Source organism: Massilia aerilata (assembly GCF_042656905.1).
In the GTDB taxonomy this organism is placed as follows: domain Bacteria; phylum Pseudomonadota; class Gammaproteobacteria; order Burkholderiales; family Burkholderiaceae_D; genus Telluria; species Telluria aerilata.
In genome coordinates, this window is sequence record NZ_JBHSMZ010000003.1 from 1 (window position 1) to 18,565 (window position 18,565).

13 protein-coding genes and 1 rRNA gene are annotated in these 18,565 nt (G+C 68.1%); 2 read left to right on the forward strand and 12 right to left on the reverse strand.

What is annotated here, in order from left to right; translation table 11 throughout:
• Positions 1–319 precede the first annotated feature (319 nt).
• The gene (locus ACFPO9_RS04550) at positions 320–2,197 is read left to right on the forward strand and encodes a sigma-54-dependent Fis family transcriptional regulator (RefSeq protein ID WP_379767773.1); all 1,878 of its coding nucleotides are present in this window, start codon (positions 320–322) and stop codon (positions 2,195–2,197) included.
• Positions 2,198–2,200: 3 nt separating this feature from the next.
• Here the strand turns inward: ACFPO9_RS04550 and ACFPO9_RS04555 are convergent, their stop codons facing one another.
• The 7 genes from ACFPO9_RS04555 to ACFPO9_RS04585 form a co-directional block, all read right to left on the reverse strand.
• The gene (locus tag ACFPO9_RS04555) at positions 2,201–3,163 is read right to left on the reverse strand and encodes an FAD:protein FMN transferase (protein ID WP_379767738.1); all 963 of its coding nucleotides are present in this window, start codon (positions 3,161–3,163) and stop codon (positions 2,201–2,203) included.
• Complete coding sequence (locus ACFPO9_RS04560) at positions 3,163–5,268, reverse strand: 4Fe-4S binding protein (RefSeq protein WP_379767741.1); 2,106 nt, start codon at positions 5,266–5,268, stop codon at positions 3,163–3,165. Before ACFPO9_RS04560 ends, ACFPO9_RS04555 begins: the two co-directional genes overlap by 1 nt.
• Before the next feature lie 9 nt (positions 5,269–5,277).
• The gene (locus tag ACFPO9_RS04565; protein WP_379767744.1) at positions 5,278–6,429 is read right to left on the reverse strand and encodes a porin; all 1,152 of its coding nucleotides are present in this window, start codon (positions 6,427–6,429) and stop codon (positions 5,278–5,280) included.
• Positions 6,430–6,684: 255 nt separating this feature from the next.
• On the reverse strand, positions 6,685–8,433 hold the full coding sequence (locus tag ACFPO9_RS04570) for a PQQ-dependent methanol/ethanol family dehydrogenase (RefSeq protein ID WP_379767747.1): 1,749 nt from the start codon (positions 8,431–8,433) through the stop codon (positions 6,685–6,687).
• Positions 8,430–8,822 (reverse strand): DUF779 domain-containing protein, encoded by a 393-nt coding sequence (locus ACFPO9_RS04575; RefSeq protein WP_379767750.1) that lies wholly within the window; start codon positions 8,820–8,822, stop codon positions 8,430–8,432. The genes ACFPO9_RS04570 and ACFPO9_RS04575 overlap by 4 nt, the downstream gene beginning before the upstream one ends.
• A gap of 10 nt (positions 8,823–8,832) precedes the next feature.
• Positions 8,833–10,353: an aldehyde dehydrogenase gene (adh, locus tag ACFPO9_RS04580; protein WP_379767753.1), complete on the reverse strand. Its 1,521-nt coding sequence runs from the start codon at positions 10,351–10,353 to the stop codon at positions 8,833–8,835.
• A gap of 189 nt (positions 10,354–10,542) precedes the next feature.
• Positions 10,543–11,487 (reverse strand): YVTN family beta-propeller repeat protein, encoded by a 945-nt coding sequence (locus ACFPO9_RS04585; RefSeq protein WP_379767756.1) that lies wholly within the window; start codon positions 11,485–11,487, stop codon positions 10,543–10,545.
• A 148-nt stretch (positions 11,488–11,635) separates the two neighbouring features.
• On the opposite strand from ACFPO9_RS04585, the gene ACFPO9_RS04590 reads away from it, so the two are divergent.
• Positions 11,636–13,780 (forward strand): TonB-dependent receptor family protein, encoded by a 2,145-nt coding sequence (locus tag ACFPO9_RS04590; protein ID WP_379767759.1) that lies wholly within the window; start codon positions 11,636–11,638, stop codon positions 13,778–13,780.
• A 3-nt stretch (positions 13,781–13,783) separates the two neighbouring features.
• On the opposite strand, the gene ACFPO9_RS04595 is transcribed toward ACFPO9_RS04590, so the two are convergent.
• The 5 genes from ACFPO9_RS04595 to rrf all read right to left on the reverse strand — a co-directional run bounded on the left by ACFPO9_RS04595 (position 13,784) and on the right by rrf (position 18,428).
• Positions 13,784–14,611 (reverse strand): substrate-binding periplasmic protein, encoded by an 828-nt coding sequence (locus tag ACFPO9_RS04595; protein WP_379767761.1) that lies wholly within the window; start codon positions 14,609–14,611, stop codon positions 13,784–13,786.
• The gene (gene pedF / locus ACFPO9_RS04600; protein ID WP_379767764.1) at positions 14,608–15,081 is read right to left on the reverse strand and encodes a cytochrome c-550 PedF; all 474 of its coding nucleotides are present in this window, start codon (positions 15,079–15,081) and stop codon (positions 14,608–14,610) included. The genes ACFPO9_RS04595 and pedF overlap by 4 nt, the downstream gene beginning before the upstream one ends.
• A gap of 125 nt (positions 15,082–15,206) precedes the next feature.
• Positions 15,207–16,688, reverse strand: a complete 1,482-nt coding sequence (locus ACFPO9_RS04605) for a DUF3482 domain-containing protein (protein WP_379767767.1) — start codon at positions 16,686–16,688, stop codon at positions 15,207–15,209.
• Positions 16,685–18,163: a DUF2868 domain-containing protein gene (locus ACFPO9_RS04610; RefSeq protein ID WP_379767770.1), complete on the reverse strand. Its 1,479-nt coding sequence runs from the start codon at positions 18,161–18,163 to the stop codon at positions 16,685–16,687. Before ACFPO9_RS04610 ends, ACFPO9_RS04605 begins: the two co-directional genes overlap by 4 nt.
• A gap of 152 nt (positions 18,164–18,315) precedes the next feature.
• Positions 18,316–18,428: ribosomal RNA gene (rrf, locus tag ACFPO9_RS04615) — 5S ribosomal RNA — on the reverse strand.
• Between the last annotated feature and the right edge of the window lie 137 nt (positions 18,429–18,565).

Below are 18,565 nucleotides of genomic sequence, written 5' to 3' on the forward strand. Positions count from 1 at the left end.
GTTTAATTCGTTGATTCTATTAAACTTTTCGTGCGCTGCAGAAGCAGGAGGCGAACTATAGCAAACAGACATGGGGTCTTGCAAGCCCTTCTGTTGTGCTGCCGGCGCAGTCTGGCATACGACTTGCTCGATCACATCCTGTGCCCTGTGTGCCGATATCTTTTGTTCCATTCCGGTACAGGTGCTACATTAGAGAACAGTCGATTTCCAGCAGAGCCGCAAGACAGGGCCACACAGGAGACATGGAATGGCTTACGAATACCCGGCAACAAGCCTGCCCGGCGCCGGCGTGCCCGCATGGACCGCCGACATGGAAGCTATGGTCGTTGGCTCGCACCGCCGTTCCCAGGAATATGGCCTCTGTCCCGGCGCGCGCCCCGACTTCAGCCCGCTGAGCGGCTCCGGCCTGTCGATCCTGCTCGATCAGAACCGCATACTGCATACGCATGCGGTGCCGGCCATGGAAACCCTGTACCAGCAGATCGTCAACACCCACAATATGGTGTTGCTGACCGACGCCCATGGCGTGATCCTCCATTCGCTGGGCGACGCCGACTTCCTCGAGAAAGCCAACCGTGTGGCCCTGACGCCGGGCGTGGCCTGGTCCGAGGAAAGCAAGGGGACCAACGCGATCGGCACCGCGATCGCCGAGCGGGCGCCATCGACCATCCACGCCGACCAGCATTTCCTGGCCGCGAACCACTTCCTGACCTGTTCCGCAGCGCCGATCACCGACCACCGCGGCAACGTGGTCGGCGTGCTCGACGTCAGCGGCGACCGGCGCAGCTACCACAAGCACACCATGGCCCTGGTGCGCATGTCGGCGCTGATGATCGAGAACCAGATGTTCGCGGCCACCTTCGAGAACGCGATCACCCTGCACTTCCACGCGCGCCCCGAATTCATCGGCACCCTGATGGAAGGCATCGCCTCCTTCACGCCGGGCGGACGCTTCCTGGCCGCCAACCGCGCCGCCCTGTTCCAGCTCGGGCTGTCCTACCCCGCCCTGCAGGCGCATACCTTCAGTTCCCTGTTCGGCCTTCCCGTCTCGGCCCTGTTCGACCATTACCGCACCGCGGCGCCGGGCCTGCTCGACCTCTGCATGCACAACGGCGTGCGCGTGCGCGGCCGCGCCGAGCTGCGCCTGACGAACGGTGTGCACGTGCTGACCGGCGCATCCGGCGCCGAGCCGGTCCAGGCGCCGCCCGCAGCCGGCGTTCCCGCCGTGATGAAGGCGCCGCGCCGCCTGTCCGGCCTGCGCTACCTGAATACCGGCGATCCGCAGCTGGAGCAGGTCATCGCCAAGGTCAACAAGGTACTCGGGCGCGATGTCCCGATCCTGATCATGGGCGAGACCGGCACCGGCAAGGAATTGCTGGCCCAGGCCATCCACAACGATTCGCCGCGCGCGCAAGGCCCCTTCGTCGCGGTCAACTGCGCGTCGATTCCGGAAACCCTGATCGAGTCCGAACTGTTCGGCTACGAGGAAGGCGCCTTCACCGGCGCACGCAAGAAGGGCGCGTCCGGCAAGATCCTGCAGGCGAACGGCGGCACCCTGTTCCTCGACGAGATCGGCGACATGCCGTTTTCGCTGCAGGCGCGCCTGTTGCGGGTGCTGCAGGAGCGCATGGTCACGCCGCTCGGCAGCGACAAGTCGATTCCCGTGAACGTGGAGCTGATCTGCGCCACCAACCATAACCTGCGCCGGCGCATCGCCGAAGGCCTGTTCCGCGAAGACCTGTATTACCGCCTGAATGGGCTGGTCGTGAAACTGCCGCCGCTGCGCGAACGCACCGATCTCGAATGCGTGGTCAGGAGGATCCTGGCGTCGGAGACGGAAGGCGGGCCGCATCGCATCGCCGACGAGGTGCTGCGGCTGTTCCGCCGCCACAAATGGCCGGGCAACTTCCGCCAGCTGACCAACCTGCTGCGCACCGCCGTGATCATGGCCGGCGACGAAGAAGAGATCGGCCTGCGCCACATGCCGGACGACTTCCTCGACGATATCGAAGAAGCCGGCGCCGAGGCCGCGCCGAGCGCCCAGCAGATGGTGGCGAGCGGCGCCAGCCTCGAAGACATGGAACTGACCGTGATCCTGAAGTCGCTCGAGGCGAACGGCGGCAATGTCTCGGCCACCGCCCGCGCCCTGGGCGTCTCGCGCAACACCATCTATCGCAAGCTGCCGCATCTGAAATAGCGCTCACACCGCCGGAAATCCGGCCGACTGCCAGGCCTCGCCGCGCTTGCCGACCGTGAGCAGGTCGACGCCCGGCAGGCGCGCCGCCAGCGTGTGCGCCCTGCGCGCGCCCATCACCATGAAGGCGGTGGACAGGCCGTCCGCTTCCAGTCCTGTCGGCGCGAGCACCGTGACGCTGGCCAGCTCGAGCGGCGAGTCGCCGGTGGCCGGGTCGAAGATGTGGTGATGCAGGCGGTCCGCCGTGAATGCCGCCGCATAGTCGCCGGAGGTGGCGACGCAGCGTCCATCCAGCGCCACCCGCGCGGCCAGTCCCTCTTCCGACAGCGGATCGCGCACGCCCAGCGTCCACGGACGCGCGCCGGCACGGCCCAGCGACGCGTATTCACCGGTATCGACCAGCGCGTGGCCGATGCCATGCCGGCGCAGCGCCGCCAGCGCCAGGTCGGCCGCATAGCCCTGGGCCAGGCCGTTCAGGGTGATGGCCATGCCGGCATGGCCCAGCGCCACCCGCCGCGGGCCGGACTGCACCCGGGTCCAGTCGACCAGGCTGCGCGCAAGCAGGCGCTCGCGTTCCGGCGGCAGGCCGGCGGCAGCGCGGAAGGTCCGCCACAAGGGCTGCACGGTGATGTCGAAGGCGCCCAGCGTCAGGCGCGACAGCGCGCGCGCATGCGCCAGCACTGCCAGCAGGTGCGGATCGGGATCGTCCAGGGTCTTGTCGCGGTTCAGGCGGTAGACCTGGCTGGCCGGATCGTAAAGACTCATCAGCCCATCGATGCGGCGCGCTTCCGCCAGCGCCGCCGCCAGCGCCCGCTGCGCCAGCGCCTCGTCCGCGTGGCGCACGCTGACGCTGACCGTGGTGCCGAAGGCCAGCCCGGCCGCGGTGTGCAGGCGCAGCGGCGGCTCGCCTGCCGCGCCGGCGCCGGCGATGCTGCCCAGCGCCGCGGCGATGAAACTCCGTCGATGCATCATCCCCTCCTCTTGATCGTCGTCTCGTGCACGGGCACGATGGGAATCGTGCGGGCGCGCTTGCGTTCCAGGATGCGCGGCGCGCACAGGGCGTCGCTGTCGTGGATGGCGACGCAATCCAGGCACTGGAAGCATTCGCCGTAATCCACCTTGCCGCTTGGCGCGATCGCGTTGTAAGCGCAGCGGTGGCGGCAGGTCTGGCAGGGCGTCCCGCATTCGCCGCGGCGTGGAATCCAGTCGAGCAGCCGGATCCGCCCGAGCAGCGCCAGCGCCGCGCCGAAGGGACACAGGTAGCGGCAAAAGAATTTGTAAACCACCATGCCGAGCGCCAGCAGTCCGCCGGCATACAGGACATACGGCCAGGCGCGCACGAAATTCAGCGTGATGGCGGTCTTGAAGGGCTCGGCCTCGACCAGCCTGTCGGCCAGCGCCGGCGCGAACACGGCGGCCAGCAGAATCGCGGCCAGCAGCCCATATTTGAGCTGCTTCAGGCGCGCATCGAAGCGCCGGCGCACGGCCAGCTGTGGCACTCGCAGTAATCGTCCCGCCGCGCCCGCAAACTCCTGCAACGCGCCGAAAGGACACAGCCAGCCGCAGAAGGCGCCGCGCCCCCACAGCAGCAGCGAGATGAGAACGAAGCCCCACAGCAGCATCGTCATCGGGTCGAACAGCAGGAAGCCGAGGCCGCGGCCCTGGCGCAGCGCCTGCATTGCACCGGTGATGTTCACGATCGACAGCTGGCCCTGGGCTGCGTAGCCGATGAAGCCGATCACGAACAGCAGCCAGCCGCGCCGCAGCCAGGCGAAGCACGCCGGCCGCGCCACCAGGCGCCGCTGCAGCAGCAAGCCCACTGCCAGCAGGACCAGGCTTGCCGACAGCACCGCCAACTCGATGCGCCGGTCGCGCCAGCTGGCCTGCCAGGAGCGCGCCCCATCCGGCGGCGCCAGCACATACGCCGCAGGCAGCCGGTAAGTAAAGGGAAGCTCGCGCACGATCCGTTCGGGATAGACGATGCCCTTGCTGCGCGTGAGCGGCAGCGCGAAGTCCAGCGGCCGCGCCGGATCCAGGCCGGCCTGGGCGATCACGCGCAGCGCCATCATCTCCGTCGCCGGCAGGCGCAAGCCATCGGCCAGTTGCAAGTCCGGGTCGAGATCGCGCATCCCGACCGGCAGACTGTCCTGGCGCAGCAGGATCCGCTGCGGCACGCTGCCGCGCACGAAGTCCTCGTCCATCAGGCGGTGGCGTCCGGCGCTCAGCACCAGCAGCGCATGGTCGCCCGGCTCCAGGCGCGCGCGCAGGCGGGTCCAGCTGCGCGGCGCCAGCAGATTGCGCCCGGCCGAAGGCACCGACACCCAGGCCAGGTAAAGGTCGACGAAGGCCAGGTCCGGCCGCGCCAGTGCTTCCGGGTCCAGCCCAGCACCCTCGCTGCCGGCGAACAGGCGCTCGGCCTCGCGGTTGCTGACGCGCAGATGGCGCAGCAGGCCGTTGTCCAGCATCTGCTGCAGCGTCAGCGGTTCGAACCAGTCCTCGCGGATGCGCGCGAGCCGGCTCGGATCGCGGCCCTTGGCGAAGCCCAGCCTGGCGCGCGCCACCGCCAGCGCGGCCGCCAGCACGCTCTGGTTGATGATGCGCACCGAGGCGGTGGCCTTCGACACGCCGTCGAGCTGCACGCGCTGGCCGTCGCGCCGCGCATCCCTGGCGGCATGGGCAGGGACCACGTCGATCCCCTGCCCCAGCGACAGCCCCGCGTACTGGCGCAGGAACTGGTGCAGCGGCGCCTCGCCCAGGCCGTCGAGGAAGACCGGCTCGTGCTGCGACAGCAAGGCGACGTCGAGGAAGCTGCCTTTGGCATCGATCACCACCAGCAGGTTCGGCGGCACGCCGGCGAAACCCGGCACCGGCGCCAGCTCGGCCGATTCGAAGGCATAGCCCACCAGTTCGGTGGCGGTGCCGTTCTGCTTGAACAGCGGCCAGGCGGGAAGGTCCGCCGCCTTTTCGCCGACCACCAGCGGCGCCGGGAAGCGCCGCGCCAGCGCCGCCCGGTCCAGCACCGCGGCGCGTGCGCTCACCGTCAGCAGCAGAAGCAGGCAGAGGAAGAGGCGCATGCCGATGGCTCAGAAGAAGATGATGCCGCCGGCCGAGGCGCCGTTCAGGCGCGCGGTGGCGCCGCCGAAGCCCTTCGACCGGGTCTGCCCGGCTTCGAGCACCAGCGTGATCACGCTGTTCAGCGCGTAATAGGCGCCGGCGGTCAGGTTGGCGTTCGACTTCAGCCCGGCCGCGCCGGGCGTGGCGTCGTCGTTCGCGCTGCGGCCCCAGCTCAGGCCCAGCTTGAGCGCATCGGTGGCCTTGAAGGTTCCCTGCACCAGGTAGTTCTTCGACTTCGTGTCGCCCTGGTCGGCGTCGGACAGGATGCCGAGGCCCCGGCCCTGCTGCACGTTGAGCAGCAGCCCCGCCGCGCCCATCTGCAAGGACGCGCCGGCCTCGAAGCCATGCATGTTCAAGTCGGCGTCGCCCGGGGCCACGGCCTCGAAACGCTGGCCCTTGGCGCCGAGCCAGGCCTTGAAGCCGCCCTGTTCGTAGCGCAGCTGGGCCTGCACCTGGGGCGAGGCACGGCTGCTGTAGCGCGGGCCGGCGATCACCGGGGTGTCGGCCACCGGGTTCATCACGCCGATGTCGGCGCCGATCCCGGCATCGGATTTGGGCGTGCTGTAGACGATCTGGCCGTAGGTGCCGAGGTAGGTATAGCCGGCGCCGATGTGGCCCAGCGTGACGCGGCCGCGCTGGGTCGCCTGCACCGGCGCGCCGGCGCCGACCAGGGTCATGTCGCCGAGGATGGCGTTGGCGCCGAAGATGCCGTAGTCGCGCCCCAGCTTGAAGCTGCCGAGATCGGCGCGGCCGAAGGTGAAGTAGGCCTGGCGCACGTCCACGTTGCTGTTCTGGCTGATCGCGCTGTCGGTGGCGGTGGCAGCGTAGATGCCGATCTTGGCCGTCACGTCGTAGCCGCCCTGGTTCGAGGTGGCCGACGCCAGCAAGCCATTCGGCAGCAGGCCGTTGCCGATCGTGGTGCGGCGGTCCTCGCCGCCGCAGCCCAGCGCGTGGCCGCCCAGCGCCAGTCCGCCTACCTCGTCGCCGTGGCAGGACACGCCCGTGTAGTAGGCGTTGACGATGCCGCCCATTCCCACCGTCCAGTCGCCGGCCTTGATGTCGACCGCCAGGGCCGGGCGCGCGCACGCGGCCACCATCATCATCGCGCAGATCTTCTTCATTGTCTCCTCGCTTTCTTTTAATGTGTGAGCACATCGGTTCGATGTACCCGAGAGCGATGGCAATTAGCGTGCCGGGCCGCAGGAGAGAGATTCACGGGGCAAAGCCGGCCCGCGCGGGCCGCGCCTTGTGCCTTATCGGATCAGGCGGCGCGGCCAGGTGTCATTTTTTGGGTCGCGTCGTGCGGACACTCGCCGCAAAAAAAACCGGCGGCCAAAGCCGCCGGAAACATGGACCCCACGTGTCCTGTGTCTCGATCAGATCTTGGTGGCCAGCTTGAACACCCAGACCGAGCCGCCCTGCTCGAGGAAGTTGACCTTCTTCGCGACCTCGCCGCCCCACAGCGGCACCGCGCCGCCCCAGCCGGACACCACCGCCACGTACTGGGTGCCGCCCTCTTCCCAGGTCACCGGCGGCGCCACCACGCCGGAGCCGGTCTGGAACTTCCACAGCGCCTTGCCGCTCCTGGCGTCGACCGCCTTCAGGTAGCCTTCCGGCGTACCGTAGAACACCAGGCCGCCGGCGGTGCTCATCACCCCGCCCCACAGCGGCGCGTTGTTCTTCACTTCCCACACGATCTTGCCGGTCTTCGGATCGACCGCGCGCAGGGCGCCGATGTAATCCTCGTTGAGCGGCTTGATGGTGAAGCCTGCGCCGAGGAAGGCGCCGCCCTTCTTGTACGAGATCGGCTCGTTCCAGATATCCATGCCCCACTCGTTGGCCGGCACGTAGAACAGGCCGGTCTGCGGGCTGTAGGCCATCGGCATCTGGTTTTTCGCGCCCAGGAAGGCCGGCGCCGCGAACACCGCGTTGCCCTTCTTGCCATCCTGGCCCTTGGTCGGATCGCTGGGGCGGTTGGCCGCGATGAAGTTGGGACGCCCGGTCTTCAGGTCGATCCCGCTGGCCCAGGTGATCTTGCGCACGAAGGGGAAGGCGTTGGTCAGCTTGCCGTTCTTCGCATCGATCACGTAGAAGAAGCCGTTGCGGTCCGCCTTGCCGCCATAGCGCCTGCCGTCCATGTCGAAGGTGACGAATTCATTGGCGCCGTCGAAGTCCCAGGAATCGTTGGGCGTGCTCTGGTAGGCCCACTTGATCTGGCCGGTTTCCGGATCCAGCGCCAGGGTCGACGAGGAATACAGGTTGTCGCCGGGGCGCAGGTGGCTGTTCCAGGGCGCCGGATTGCCGGTGCCGAAGTAGGCCAGGCCGGTGGCCGGGTCGTAGGTGCCGCCCATCCAGGTCGAGGCGCCGCCGGTCTTCCACAGCTCGCCCGGCCAGCTCTTGTTGACGGTGCCGGTCACACCTGCTTCGATCTGCTTGCCGTCCTTGTCGTAGCGGTAGCCCATGTGGCCCTCGACGGTCGGGCGCACCCACAGCAGCTCGCCGGTCATCGGGTTGCGGCCTTCCACGCGGCCGACCACGCCGAACTCGCCGCCGGACACGCCCGTGATCAGCACGCCCTTGGCGATCAGCGGCGCCGCCGTCATCGAGTAGCCGGCCGCGTAGTCGTCGACCTTCTCCTTCCACGCCACCTTGCCGGTGTTCTGGTCGAGCGCCACCAGCTGGGCGTCAAGGGTGCCGAAGATGACCAGGTTGCCGAACAGCGCGGCGCCACGGTTGACCACGTCGCAGCAGGGCATGATCCCGTCCGGCAGGCGGTGCTCGTACTTCCACAGCTTGTTACCGGTCTTCAGGTCGATCGCGAAGATGCGCGAGTAGGACGCGGTGACGAACATCTTGCCGTTGGCGATGACCGGCTGCGACTCCTGGCCGCGCTGCTTCTCGCCGCCGAACGAGAACGACCATACCGGCACCAGCTGGCCGACCGTCTTCGTGTTGACCTGGGTGAGCGGCGAAAAGCGCTGGCCTTGCGAACCCATGCCGAAGGACAGCACGTTCTTCGTGTCCTTGTCGGCCTTGTCGAGCATGGCGGTGGTGACGTCGGCCGCCCGCGCGAACGCGAACGGCAGCAATCCTGCGAGCAGGACCATCCTGGTTGTTGTCTTCATGATTGTCTCCTTGTTGTTGTGTTGTGCTGCTTGAGCTGCGCGCATTCCTCGTCGCTGAACAGGCGCGAGCGCGTGAGGAAGCGCCGGCCGGTGCCGTTATCGAGCGAGAACATGCCGCCGTTACCCTCGACCACGTCGATGATCAGCTGGGTGTGCTCCCAGTAGCCGAACTGCTCCAGCCCCATGTAGAAGGGCGCGCCGTCCAGGTTGCCCAGGTAGACGTCGCTGTCGCTCAGGTTGAATTCGCCGGCGGCATAGCACATCGGCGCGCTGCCGTCGCAGCAGCCGCCGGACTGGAAGAACATCAGCGGACCGTGGCGGCGCCGCAGCTCGCCGAGAAAGGCCAGCGCGGCGGGCGTGGCGGTCACGCGATCGATCGACGTGGTCATGGTCATCGCCTCAGAAGAAGCCCAGCGCTTTCGGGCTGTAGCTCACCAGCAGGTTCTTGGTCTGCTGGTAGTGGTCGAGCATCATCTTGTGGTTCTCGCGCCCGATGCCCGACTGCTTGTAGCCGCCGAACGCGGCGTGCGCCGGGTACAGGTGGTAGCAGTTGGTCCACACGCGCCCGGCCTGGATCGCGCGGCCGACGCGGAAGGCGCGGCTGCCGTCGCGCGTCCACAGGCCGGCGCCCAGTCCGTACAAGGTGTCGTTGGCGATGCGCAGGGCGTCGGCTTCGTCCTTGAAGGTGGTGACGGAGACCACCGGGCCGAAGATCTCTTCCTGGAAGATGCGCATGCTGTTGTCGCCCTTGAACACGGTCGGCCGCACGTAGTAGCCGCCGGACAGGTCGCCCTCATGGGTGGCGCGCTCGCCGCCGGCCAGCACTTCGGCGCCTTCCTGGCGGCCGATGTCCATGTACGACAGGATCTTCTCCAGCTGCTCCTGCGAGGCCTGGGCGCCGATCATGGTGCCGGCGTCGAGCGGGTTGCCGGCCTTGATCTTCGCCACCCGGTCCAGCGCGCGCTCGATGAATTTTTCATAAATCGATTCCTGCACCAGCACGCGCGATGGGCAGGTGCAGACCTCGCCCTGGTTCAGCGCGAACATGGCGAAGCCCTCCAGGCACTTGTCGAAGAAGTCGTCGTCGGCGTCCATCACGTCGGCGAAGAAGATGTTCGGCGATTTGCCGCCCAGCTCGAGGGTCACCGGGATCAGATTCTGGGCCGCGTATTGCATGATCAGGCGCCCGGTGCCGGTCTCGCCGGTGAAGGCGATCTTGGCGATGCGCTTGCTCGAGGCCAGCGGCTTGCCTGCCTCCAGGCCGAAGCCGTTGACGACGTTCAGCACACCCGCCGGCAGCAGGTCGGCCACCAGTTCGATCAGCACCATGATCGAGGCCGGGGTCTGCTCGGCGGGTTTCAGCACCACGCAGTTGCCGGCGGCCAGGGCCGGCGCCAGCTTCCAGACCGCCATCAGGATCGGGAAATTCCAGGGGATGATCTGGCCGACCACGCCCAGCGGTTCGTGGAAGTGGTAGGCATAGGTCTCGTCGTCGATGGTCGAGATCGCGCCCTCCTGGGTGCGGATGCAGCTGGCGAAGTAGCGGAAGTGGTCGATCGCCAGCGGGATGTCGGCGGCCATGGTCTCGCGGATCGGCTTGCCGTTGTCGATGGTCTCGGCGGTCGCCAGCAGGTTCAGGTTGGCTTCCATGCGGTCGGCGATCTTGTTGAGGATGTTGGCGCGCTCGGCCGGCGAGGTCTTGCCCCAGGCAGCCTTGGCGTCATGGGCGGCATCCAGCGCCAGCTCGACGTCCTCGCTGCTCGAGCGCGCCACTTCGCAGAAGGGCTGGCCGGTGATCGGCGTCACGTTGGGGAAGTACTCGCCCCGGACCGGCGCCACGAAGCGCCCGCCGATGTAGTTGTCGTAGCGTTGACGGAACGGATTGGCGACGCCCAGTTTGCTGATGTCCGCAAGATTCATGTCATCCTCTTCTGTGTTGGTTGTATGGCCGTCGATGCGACGGTGTGTCGGTAGCACCTCTCCTGAATCGCAAACGCCGTGCCAGCCCTGTCTCCGCGCGCCGCGCCCCTGCGGCAGGCGGATCACGCCCGAGGCCGGCGGCCCGTTCTGGTACAGCTGTCCCAAACTGGAACAGGCGTGCTGCACAGCTCAAGGGATCACCATGCCCCAGGGCTGCTGCCCGACCGGGATATCGGCCAGCTTCGCCGCGGCCGCGGTGTCGATCACCGATACGCTGTCCGAGCGGCCATTGGCCACATACAGACGGCCGCCGTCCGGCGTCAGCGCCATGTTCCAGGGCCGCTTGCCGACCGCGATCGTGGCGCTCACGGCCATGCGCAGCGGATCGATCGCCATCACGCTGCCGTCCGCCCCGTTCGACACATACACCTGCCGGCCGCCAGGCCCGACGGCGATGCCGGCCGGGTTCCTGCCGGCGGCGATGCTTGCGACCGCGCGCCTTTCGGCCAGGTCGAGCACATACACCTTGCCGGCCAGTTCGCATGCCACATAGGCCTGCTTGCCGTCCGGGGTGAAGGCGATGCCGCGCGGGCGCAGGCCGACCGCGATCGAGCCCACCTGGCGGCGCGCCGCCACGTCGATCAGGTCGACCTGCTCGGCGTTTTCGGCCGAGACCAGCAGCCAGCGCCCGTCCGGGCTGAACACGGCATGCTCGGGATTGCGGCCCTCGACCTTGATGTCGGCCACCAGCTTGCGCGCGGCGGTGTCGACCAGCGCCACGCTATTGCTGTCCTCGACCGCCACCGCGGCCCAGCGGCCGTCGCTGGAAACGCTGACGCCCTCGGGCGAGCTGCCCAGTGCGATGCTGGCGAGGGTCGCGCCGCTGGCGGCATCGAGCACCAGCAAGGCGCTGCCGGCGGCGTCGGTGATGTAGAGCCGGCTGCCGCCCGGGTCGGCGGCAATGCCGCGCGGCCGTTTGCCGGCCGCGAACTCGCGCACCACGGCGCCGGCGCCGACATCGATCACGCTGACGGTGCCGGCCTTTTCGTTGGGGACGTAGGCGAAGGGGGCGGCGGTCGCGCCGCCGGCGGCGGCCATGCACAGGAATAGAAAGCGGTAACTTGACGGGTTCATGATGTCCTTTCGGGATGGAAGTCCGGATGGATTTGCAAGCCCCGTGCCACCGAAGCGGACGGCAGTTTTTCTGCATGGCAGGTATATTGCTTGCCGGGATAGTCAGCGCCCGGCCAAACAGGGCGGACCGTCACCTCATGGAGACCAGATGAAGCAACACGTATTTCGCTTGAACGCCGTCGCGGCCCTGTTTGCCGCCACGCCCCTGCTGGCCAGCGCCGGCCCGGCATCCAATCCGCCCGACGCCGCCGATGCGCCGGCCGCGCCGATCAGCGTGGTGGTGGTCAGCGGCAGCCGCAGCGAGCATTTGAGCTTCGACTTGCCGGCGGCGATCGACGTGGTCGGCGCGGAGCGCATCGGCGCCGCCCAGCCGCGCGTCAACGCATCGGAAGCCCTGGCCGCGGTGCCGGGGCTGGTGGTACAGAACCGCCAGAACTATGCGCAAGACCTGCAGGTCTCGTCGCGCGGCTTCGGCGCCCGCTCGGCCTTTGGCGTGCGCGGGGTGAAGCTGATCGCGGACGGCGTGCCCGCCACCATGCCCGACGGCCAGGGGCAAGCCGCCACCTTCAACCTCGACATGGCCGAGCGCATCGAGGTGCTGCGCGGTCCCTTCTCCACCCTGTACGGCAACCATGCCGGCGGCGTGGTCCAGCTGTTCACGCGCGACCCGAAGGGCGCGCCCAACATCGAACTGAACGTGGCCGGCGGCAGCGACGGCCTGCGCAAGACCGACCTGAATGCCGGCGGCAAGCAGGGCAGCTTCGGCTGGCTGCTCGACGCCTCGCGCTTCGAGACCGACGGCTACCGCGCCCACAGCGCCGCCACCCGCGACCAGGCCTATGCCAAGCTGGTTTTCGACGCCGCGCCCGGCGCCCGCCTGACCCTGACCGCGAGCGGCCTGCGCCAGGACGATACCCAGGACCCGCTCGGCGTCAGCTGGGCCACCTGGCAGCGCGACCCGCGCGCCGGCGAGATCGACACCACCGACACGCAGGCGCCGCAGCGCACCCTGGCCGACCGCTACAACACACGCAAGAGCATCGACCACCAGCAGCTGGGCCTGAGCTGGGACCAGCGCTTCGGCGACGACCGCCTGCACCTGAGCGTCTACGGCGGCAACCGCCGCGTGATCCAGTACCAGTCCTTCTCGAAAGGCTTCCAGGCCCCGGTCACGCATTCCGGCGGGGTGGTCGACTTCGACCGCGACTTCTACGGCTTCGACGCCAACTGGATGATGGCGCGCCCGCTCGGCGACGGCACCTTGCGCACCACCCTCGGCCTGGAAGCCGGCAAGTCGCGCGACGGGCGCCAGGGTTTCGAAAACTTCATCGGCAACGAGTTCGGCGTCAAGGGCAAGCTGCGGCGCGACGAGGAAGACGATGTGCGCAATGTCGACCCTTACCTGCAGCTCGAATGGGAACTGGGACGCTGGGTATTCACGGGCGGCCTGCGCCGCAGCCAGGTGAGCTTCGACGTGGCCGACCGCTATCTCTCGAACGGCAACGACAGCGGCAGCGTCGACTACCGCCACACCACGCCGCTGCTGGGCGTGCTGTACAAGGTCACGCCGGCGCTGAACGTCTACGCCAGCGCGGCGCGCGGCTTCGAGACCCCGACCCTGAACGAGTTGTTCTATTCGGGCTCCGGCGCCGGCTTCAATTTCGGGCTGGGCGCCGCCACCAGCACCCAGCTGGAAGCGGGCGCCAAGGCCATGCTGGCCAGGGACGTGCGCCTGAATGCGGCCCTGTTCCAGGTGCGCACCAGCGACGAGCTGGTGGTCGACGCCTCTTCCGGCGGGCGCACCAGCTACCGCAACGCCAGCGCCACCCTGCGCCAGGGCCTCGAACTGTCGCTCGACGCCGAGCTGCGCGCCGGTTTCTCGGCAAGGGTGGCCGCCACGCTGCTGCGCGCGATCTACGACCAGGCCTTCACCGGCGTGGCCGAGGGGAACCGCCTGCCGGGCGTGCCGAGGACCAGCCTGTTCGGCGAGCTGGCCTGGAAGGATGCGGGCGACCGCTACGGCGCCGCGCTGGAGACGGTCGCCAACGGCAAGGTGTATGCGGAGGACGCCAATGCGGCGCAGCCGGCGCCCGGCTATGCGCTGGTCAACGCGCGCGTGCAGGCGAACCAGCAACTGCAGGGCTGGCGCCTGCGCGAGTACGCGCGCGTGAACAACCTGCTGGACCGGACCTATATAGGCTCGGTCATCGTCGGCGACAGCAACAAGCGTTATTACGAACCGGCGCCGGGACGCAACTGGGTACTGGGCTTGAGCGCCCAGTACCAGTTCTAGGTTTCAGGGTTTGACCACCCGCACGCCGTAGCGGGTGAAGATGGCCTGCAGTTCGCCGCTGCCGGCCATCTCGTTCATGGCCGCCTGCAGCCGGCGCGCCAGCTCCAGATTGTCCTTGCGGACCGCCATGCCGACCGCCCAGCCGGCGCGCGGCAGACGCTCGAAGGCCGCCTCCTGGACCGGGAAGGCGGGATCGCCGCGCATCACCGATTCGATCTCGGAGCGCGTCGCCAGCACGGCATCCAGCGCGCCGCCTTTCAACTGCTGCAGCGCATCAAGCGCGCTCGGGTAGATGTGCACCTGGTCGCGGAAGCGGCCATTGCCCTCGCCCAGCACCACCATGCCCGCGATCGACACCTTTTCGACGCCGATCCGCTTGCCGGCCAGCGCATCCAGGCCGTCGAAGGACGGCATGCTGGCTGCACTGCGCACCAGGCGCACCGTCTCGACATGATAGGGCGCGAAGATTGCCACCTGCGGATTCGCCGTCATCAGCGTGCGGTCGACTGGCACATGCAGCATCACGTCGGCCGGACCGTAGCCCAGGTAATGCCCCTTCCACACCATGTTGCGCAGGTCATCGCCCAGGTCGTCGCCGGCATTGAAGGGCAGCAGGCTGAGTTTCAGGCCCAGCTTGCCCGCCAGCGCGGCGCCGAGGTCGACGTCGATGCCCTGCCTCTTGTCCGAAAACGGCGCCAGCTCGTTGTACACCGCCACCTTGAGCGTGCCGGCTTCGCGCGTGGCGGGCGGCGCCTCGGCGGCGGCCGCGGCGCCCACGCAGCTGGCCAGCAGCAGCCCGCACAAGGCGCGGATCCTCAGGCGCGCGCTCATTCGACGCTGCGGCGCGCTTCGAGGTAGGTCTTGATGGCCCACATCGCTTCCTGGTTGAACACGCCTTCGAAGGGCGGCATGTAGACCGCGCCGTTGCGCACCTTGCCGTGCCGGATGCTGGCCAGGAAGTAGCCGTCCATCTCCTTGTAGCAGGCTTTCTTCTTGGTTTCGTTCTTCATGCCGTTGCAGTCGCGGTCGAGCAGGCGCAGGTCGGGTGCGATCCCGCCCGACACCGCTTCCAGGCCATGGCAGCGCGCGCAGTTCTGGGTATAGGCGGAGGTGCCGATCTTCAGCGCCAGCTGGTTGTTGCGGTAGGGGTTCTCGTCGCGCCATTTGTCGCCCAGTACCGGCAGGCCGGTAGTATCGACGGCCTGCGGGACGACATTGCCGTGGGCACTGGCGAGCAGCGAGGTCAGTGCGACGGCGGCCAGCACGGACGCGGCGCCGAGGATGCGGATGGGGTGCTTCATGTTGTCTCCTGAGGTTATCGGTGTAAGCCTTCAAGAGCAATCCGCATGCCAGACCTTGTCAGCGCGCTGTCAGGCGCTTTGAGGCGCACGGCGGCGGCGCCAGGTGTGACAAATTGGCACAGGTGTCACGCCGGCCGTCGCGACAGGGCCTGTGCCGCCGATCCGGGATACAGGCGTTCCAGGGTCTCGACCGTCATCGGCCCCAGCACCGCTTCCACCAGGCGCACGGCGCCTGCATCGTCGGGCGCCGCGCGCACCGACTTCCACAACTGCGCGAGCTCGGCCTCGCGGCGCGTCAGCACCGCCTCGACTTCGGCCTGCCAGAAGGCCGGCGCCTCCCCTTCGACGAAGTTGCCGCGGCCGCGGCCGAAGTGGGCCACCGCCAGGTAGCGCAGCACCGCGCCGAGCAGCAGGGTGCGCAGGAAGGCGTCGGCGAACTGCACGCTCGGATGATCGCGGTCGGTGCTGGTATTGAAGCCCCAGGCGGCGCCGGCCATGGTGAGCGCGCCGACGATCGCGCCCAGCAGCGCGCCGCCGCCGAGGGTCAGGCCGCCGGCCATCAGGTCGGCCGAAAGGCCGGTCGCGGCGCCCGAGACCACCGCGCCCAGCAGGCCGGCCTGGGCCTTGTCGATGGGCGCCTTCACCGCGAAATTCTCGCGCACACGCGCATTGATGCGGCCGGCCTGGCCGGGGTCGAGCCGGTGCAGGCGCAGCAGGCCGCCAGTGGTGTCGGCGATGCGCCGCTCCAGCCGCTCGACCAGGCTGGCCATCGCGGCATCCTGGCGCTTCTGCTCGTCCTTGCCCAGGCCGACGGCCTTGAGCGCGGATTTCAGCAGGCCGGGCTTGGTCTCGCCGTCGATCGCCTGGCTGTCGCGCGCGGCGCCGGCCAGCATCTGCGCGCCGAGCCTGGACGAGGCATCGAAACGCTGCAGATTGTCCGTCTTCCATGCCGCCAGCAGGCGCGCATAGCCGTCCTGCTTGCCGGCCTCGACCAGCTTGCCGACCCGCTCGTAGAACAGGTCTTCATGCACCCAGCAGCGGGCGAAGGCGTCCAGGGCCAGTACTTCGCGCACGATGCCGAACTGGTCGAGGTAATCCTTCCAGCGGCGCTGCTCCGCCTGTTCCTGCTCGTCCGGGCGCGGCGGACCGAGCTGGTTCAGCAGGACCACCACCGGTTTGCCCAGCCATTCGAGGATCTTCATCTCCGGCGCCAGGTAGCCGGCGTCGCGCGGATCCTCCGACGAATTCACCAGATACAGCACGACGTCGGCCGCGTCCTTCGCGGCGCGCAGGGCCTGCTGGCTGAGCCAGAACGGGCGGTCGCGGTAGCGGTCGAGCACCTCGCGCAGGAACCAGCCGATCGGATTGCCGGCCATGGCCAGCCGCTTGCGCAGGCGCACGGAATCGCCGAAGCCTGGCGTGTCCCACAACAGCAGGCGGTCGCCGGCGGCGCTGGTCTGCAGCAGGTGCGCCTCGGCGAACACGGTCACGTGGGCAGCGTCGCGCACCTCCCCCACATCCACGCCCACCAGGGTGCGCGCCAGCGTGGTCTTGCCGTTGTTCGTGTGCGATACGAGGGCGAACTGGATGTCGACCGGCTGGCTCATGGCGCTCCCGACACGCTCAAGCCGCTGCCCAGTTCGAGCGGATGCCGCTCCGGATGCAGCAAGTTGACCACGGTGGCCGGGCTATGGTGATAACGGCAGAATTCATGCCACAGCGCGGTGCGCTCCACTACCCGCGCATCGAAACCCGGCTGGCCGGCGCCACGTTCGGACAGGCCCGATTCGTCGAGCAGCACGGCGATGCCGCGCGGTGTGCCGCGCACCAGGTAATCGAGGAAGGCGCCATGGTTTTCGCGCTCCGGCGTGGCGGCCAGGTTGAACAGCACCGCCGTGACGGCGACGTCCGGATCGTCCAGGCGGGCGTCGCGCAAGGTATCCTGCGGCTCATCGCCGTACTGCGACGAAGGCCGCAGCATCAGTTGCGCCTGTTCGCCCAAGACCATCGCCGCGACCGATGCAAGACCCTTGTGGCGGGCTTCGTCGACGGTGAAGCTGTATGGGATCACGCGCAGCACCGCCGGACCGGACACGCCGATGCGGTCAGCCAGAAGGCGAAAGTATGGCTGGCCGAGATCGAGCGGGAAGTTGCGGGCCAGGCGTGACGCACGCAGGCTGGAGACAATCGCCAGCACGAGGCGCGGCAGCACGACCAGCAGCAGCAAGGTGGCCGCATACAGATGCACCCAGCGCGCACCGCCGGCCGGCGACGGTTCCTGCACGAAGCGCAGGGCCTGCACGTCGGCCAGCGAGAAGCCCTGCAGCTGGAACACGGCCATCGCCGGCGCGAACAGGAAGGACAGCAATGCGTGCACCTGGGCGGCGTCGAGGAAGGTGCTTTCCCAGCCGGCGGCATATTGGTTCAGCAGGGCGCGCGCATACAGGGACGCAATGGCGCCGAGCGCGAAGGCGGCCGCCGCCAGGTGCACGGTGCGGCCGAGACGCAGCTTGGTCAGCTTGGCCGCCAGCTGCGACCAGTCGCCGAGGTATTGGGTGATACCGGCGGCGAGCGGCGCCGGCAGCTTGCGCGGCAACGCATCCTTGCCGACGGCAAGGCGGCGCAGCAGGCGCGGGCTGGCCCAGCCGGTCAGCTTCGCCGGCATCAGCGCCCATACGATGAGGGCAAGGTAGACCAGCAGGTTCCAGGCGAGGATCAACAGCAGCGGCGCCGACAGCAAATCGACGCGGTGCGGATTGCCGATGCGGTCCAGGCCCGCGCCGGCCAGGAATCCGAGGATCGGCAGCAGCAAGGCAAGGAAGGGCATCAGCGGGCGCCGATGGCGGAAGGAAGCGAAGGCCGGCGTCCGTTCGGCCAGGCGTTTGAGGATCAGGTCGGCGCGCTGTCCGATGAAGAGGTCCAGCGTGGCAGCGCTCTTGCCTTCCGAGGCCTGCCAGTTGGCCAGCTCACGGGCGCTGCGGCTGGCATACAGGCGATCGTCCTCGGAAAGGATTTCGCGTTTGGTGTCGGCGGTTTCGATGGCCCGCATCATGACGACATCGCGTGCAGTCCGCTCGTTCATGGTTCCCCTGCGTATGGTGGTTTTAACAAGCTTGCAGGGGCATTGTGCCTGAGTTTGGGATCGTGCGACCGCACGATCGGCGGCTTTGCTTCAGACGCGGAAAAGCAAAAAGCCCGTCCAGACTTAACTGGACGGGCTCTGCATAATAATTAGCCTGACGATAACCTACTTTCACACTGGTTGCAGCACTATCATCGGCGCAAAGTCGTTTCACGGTCCTGTTCGGGATGGGAAGGGGTGGTACCGACTTGCTATGGTCATCAGGCATAAACTGTACGGGTGTCGTGGCATGTGCGCACGCCACCCTGAATCCGGAAGAAGTAAGTTTTACTTGGTAATCTGTTGTGTCAACAAACAGCTGTCATCGACCTGGCTTTGACTGCCAAGGTTATAGGGACAAGC

Bases quoted from the DNA above. Each gene is read 5' to 3' on its own strand.
- ACFPO9_RS04565 (WP_379767744.1), bottom strand. From the start codon at position 6,429: ATGAAGAAGATCTGCGCGATGATGATGGTGGCCGCGTGCGCGCGCCCG.
- adh (WP_379767753.1), bottom strand. From the start codon at position 10,353: ATGAATCTTGCGGACATCAGCAAACTGGGCGTCGCCAATCCGTTCCGT.
- ACFPO9_RS04575 (WP_379767750.1), bottom strand. From the start codon at position 8,822: ATGACCACGTCGATCGATCGCGTGACCGCCACGCCCGCCGCGCTGGCC.
- ACFPO9_RS04585 (WP_379767756.1), bottom strand. From the start codon at position 11,487: ATGAACCCGTCAAGTTACCGCTTTCTATTCCTGTGCATGGCCGCCGCC.
- pedF (WP_379767764.1), bottom strand. From the start codon at position 15,081: ATGAAGCACCCCATCCGCATCCTCGGCGCCGCGTCCGTGCTGGCCGCC.
- ACFPO9_RS04560 (WP_379767741.1), bottom strand. From the start codon at position 5,268: ATGCGCCTCTTCCTCTGCCTGCTTCTGCTGCTGACGGTGAGCGCACGC.
- ACFPO9_RS04610 (WP_379767770.1), bottom strand. From the start codon at position 18,163: ATGAACGAGCGGACTGCACGCGATGTCGTCATGATGCGGGCCATCGAA.
- ACFPO9_RS04590 (WP_379767759.1), top strand. From the start codon at position 11,636: ATGAAGCAACACGTATTTCGCTTGAACGCCGTCGCGGCCCTGTTTGCC.
- ACFPO9_RS04595 (WP_379767761.1), bottom strand. From the start codon at position 14,611: ATGAGCGCGCGCCTGAGGATCCGCGCCTTGTGCGGGCTGCTGCTGGCC.
- ACFPO9_RS04605 (WP_379767767.1), bottom strand. From the start codon at position 16,688: ATGAGCCAGCCGGTCGACATCCAGTTCGCCCTCGTATCGCACACGAAC.
- ACFPO9_RS04550 (WP_379767773.1), top strand. From the start codon at position 320: ATGGTCGTTGGCTCGCACCGCCGTTCCCAGGAATATGGCCTCTGTCCC.
- ACFPO9_RS04555 (WP_379767738.1), bottom strand. From the start codon at position 3,163: ATGCATCGACGGAGTTTCATCGCCGCGGCGCTGGGCAGCATCGCCGGC.
- ACFPO9_RS04570 (WP_379767747.1), bottom strand. From the start codon at position 8,433: ATGAAGACAACAACCAGGATGGTCCTGCTCGCAGGATTGCTGCCGTTC.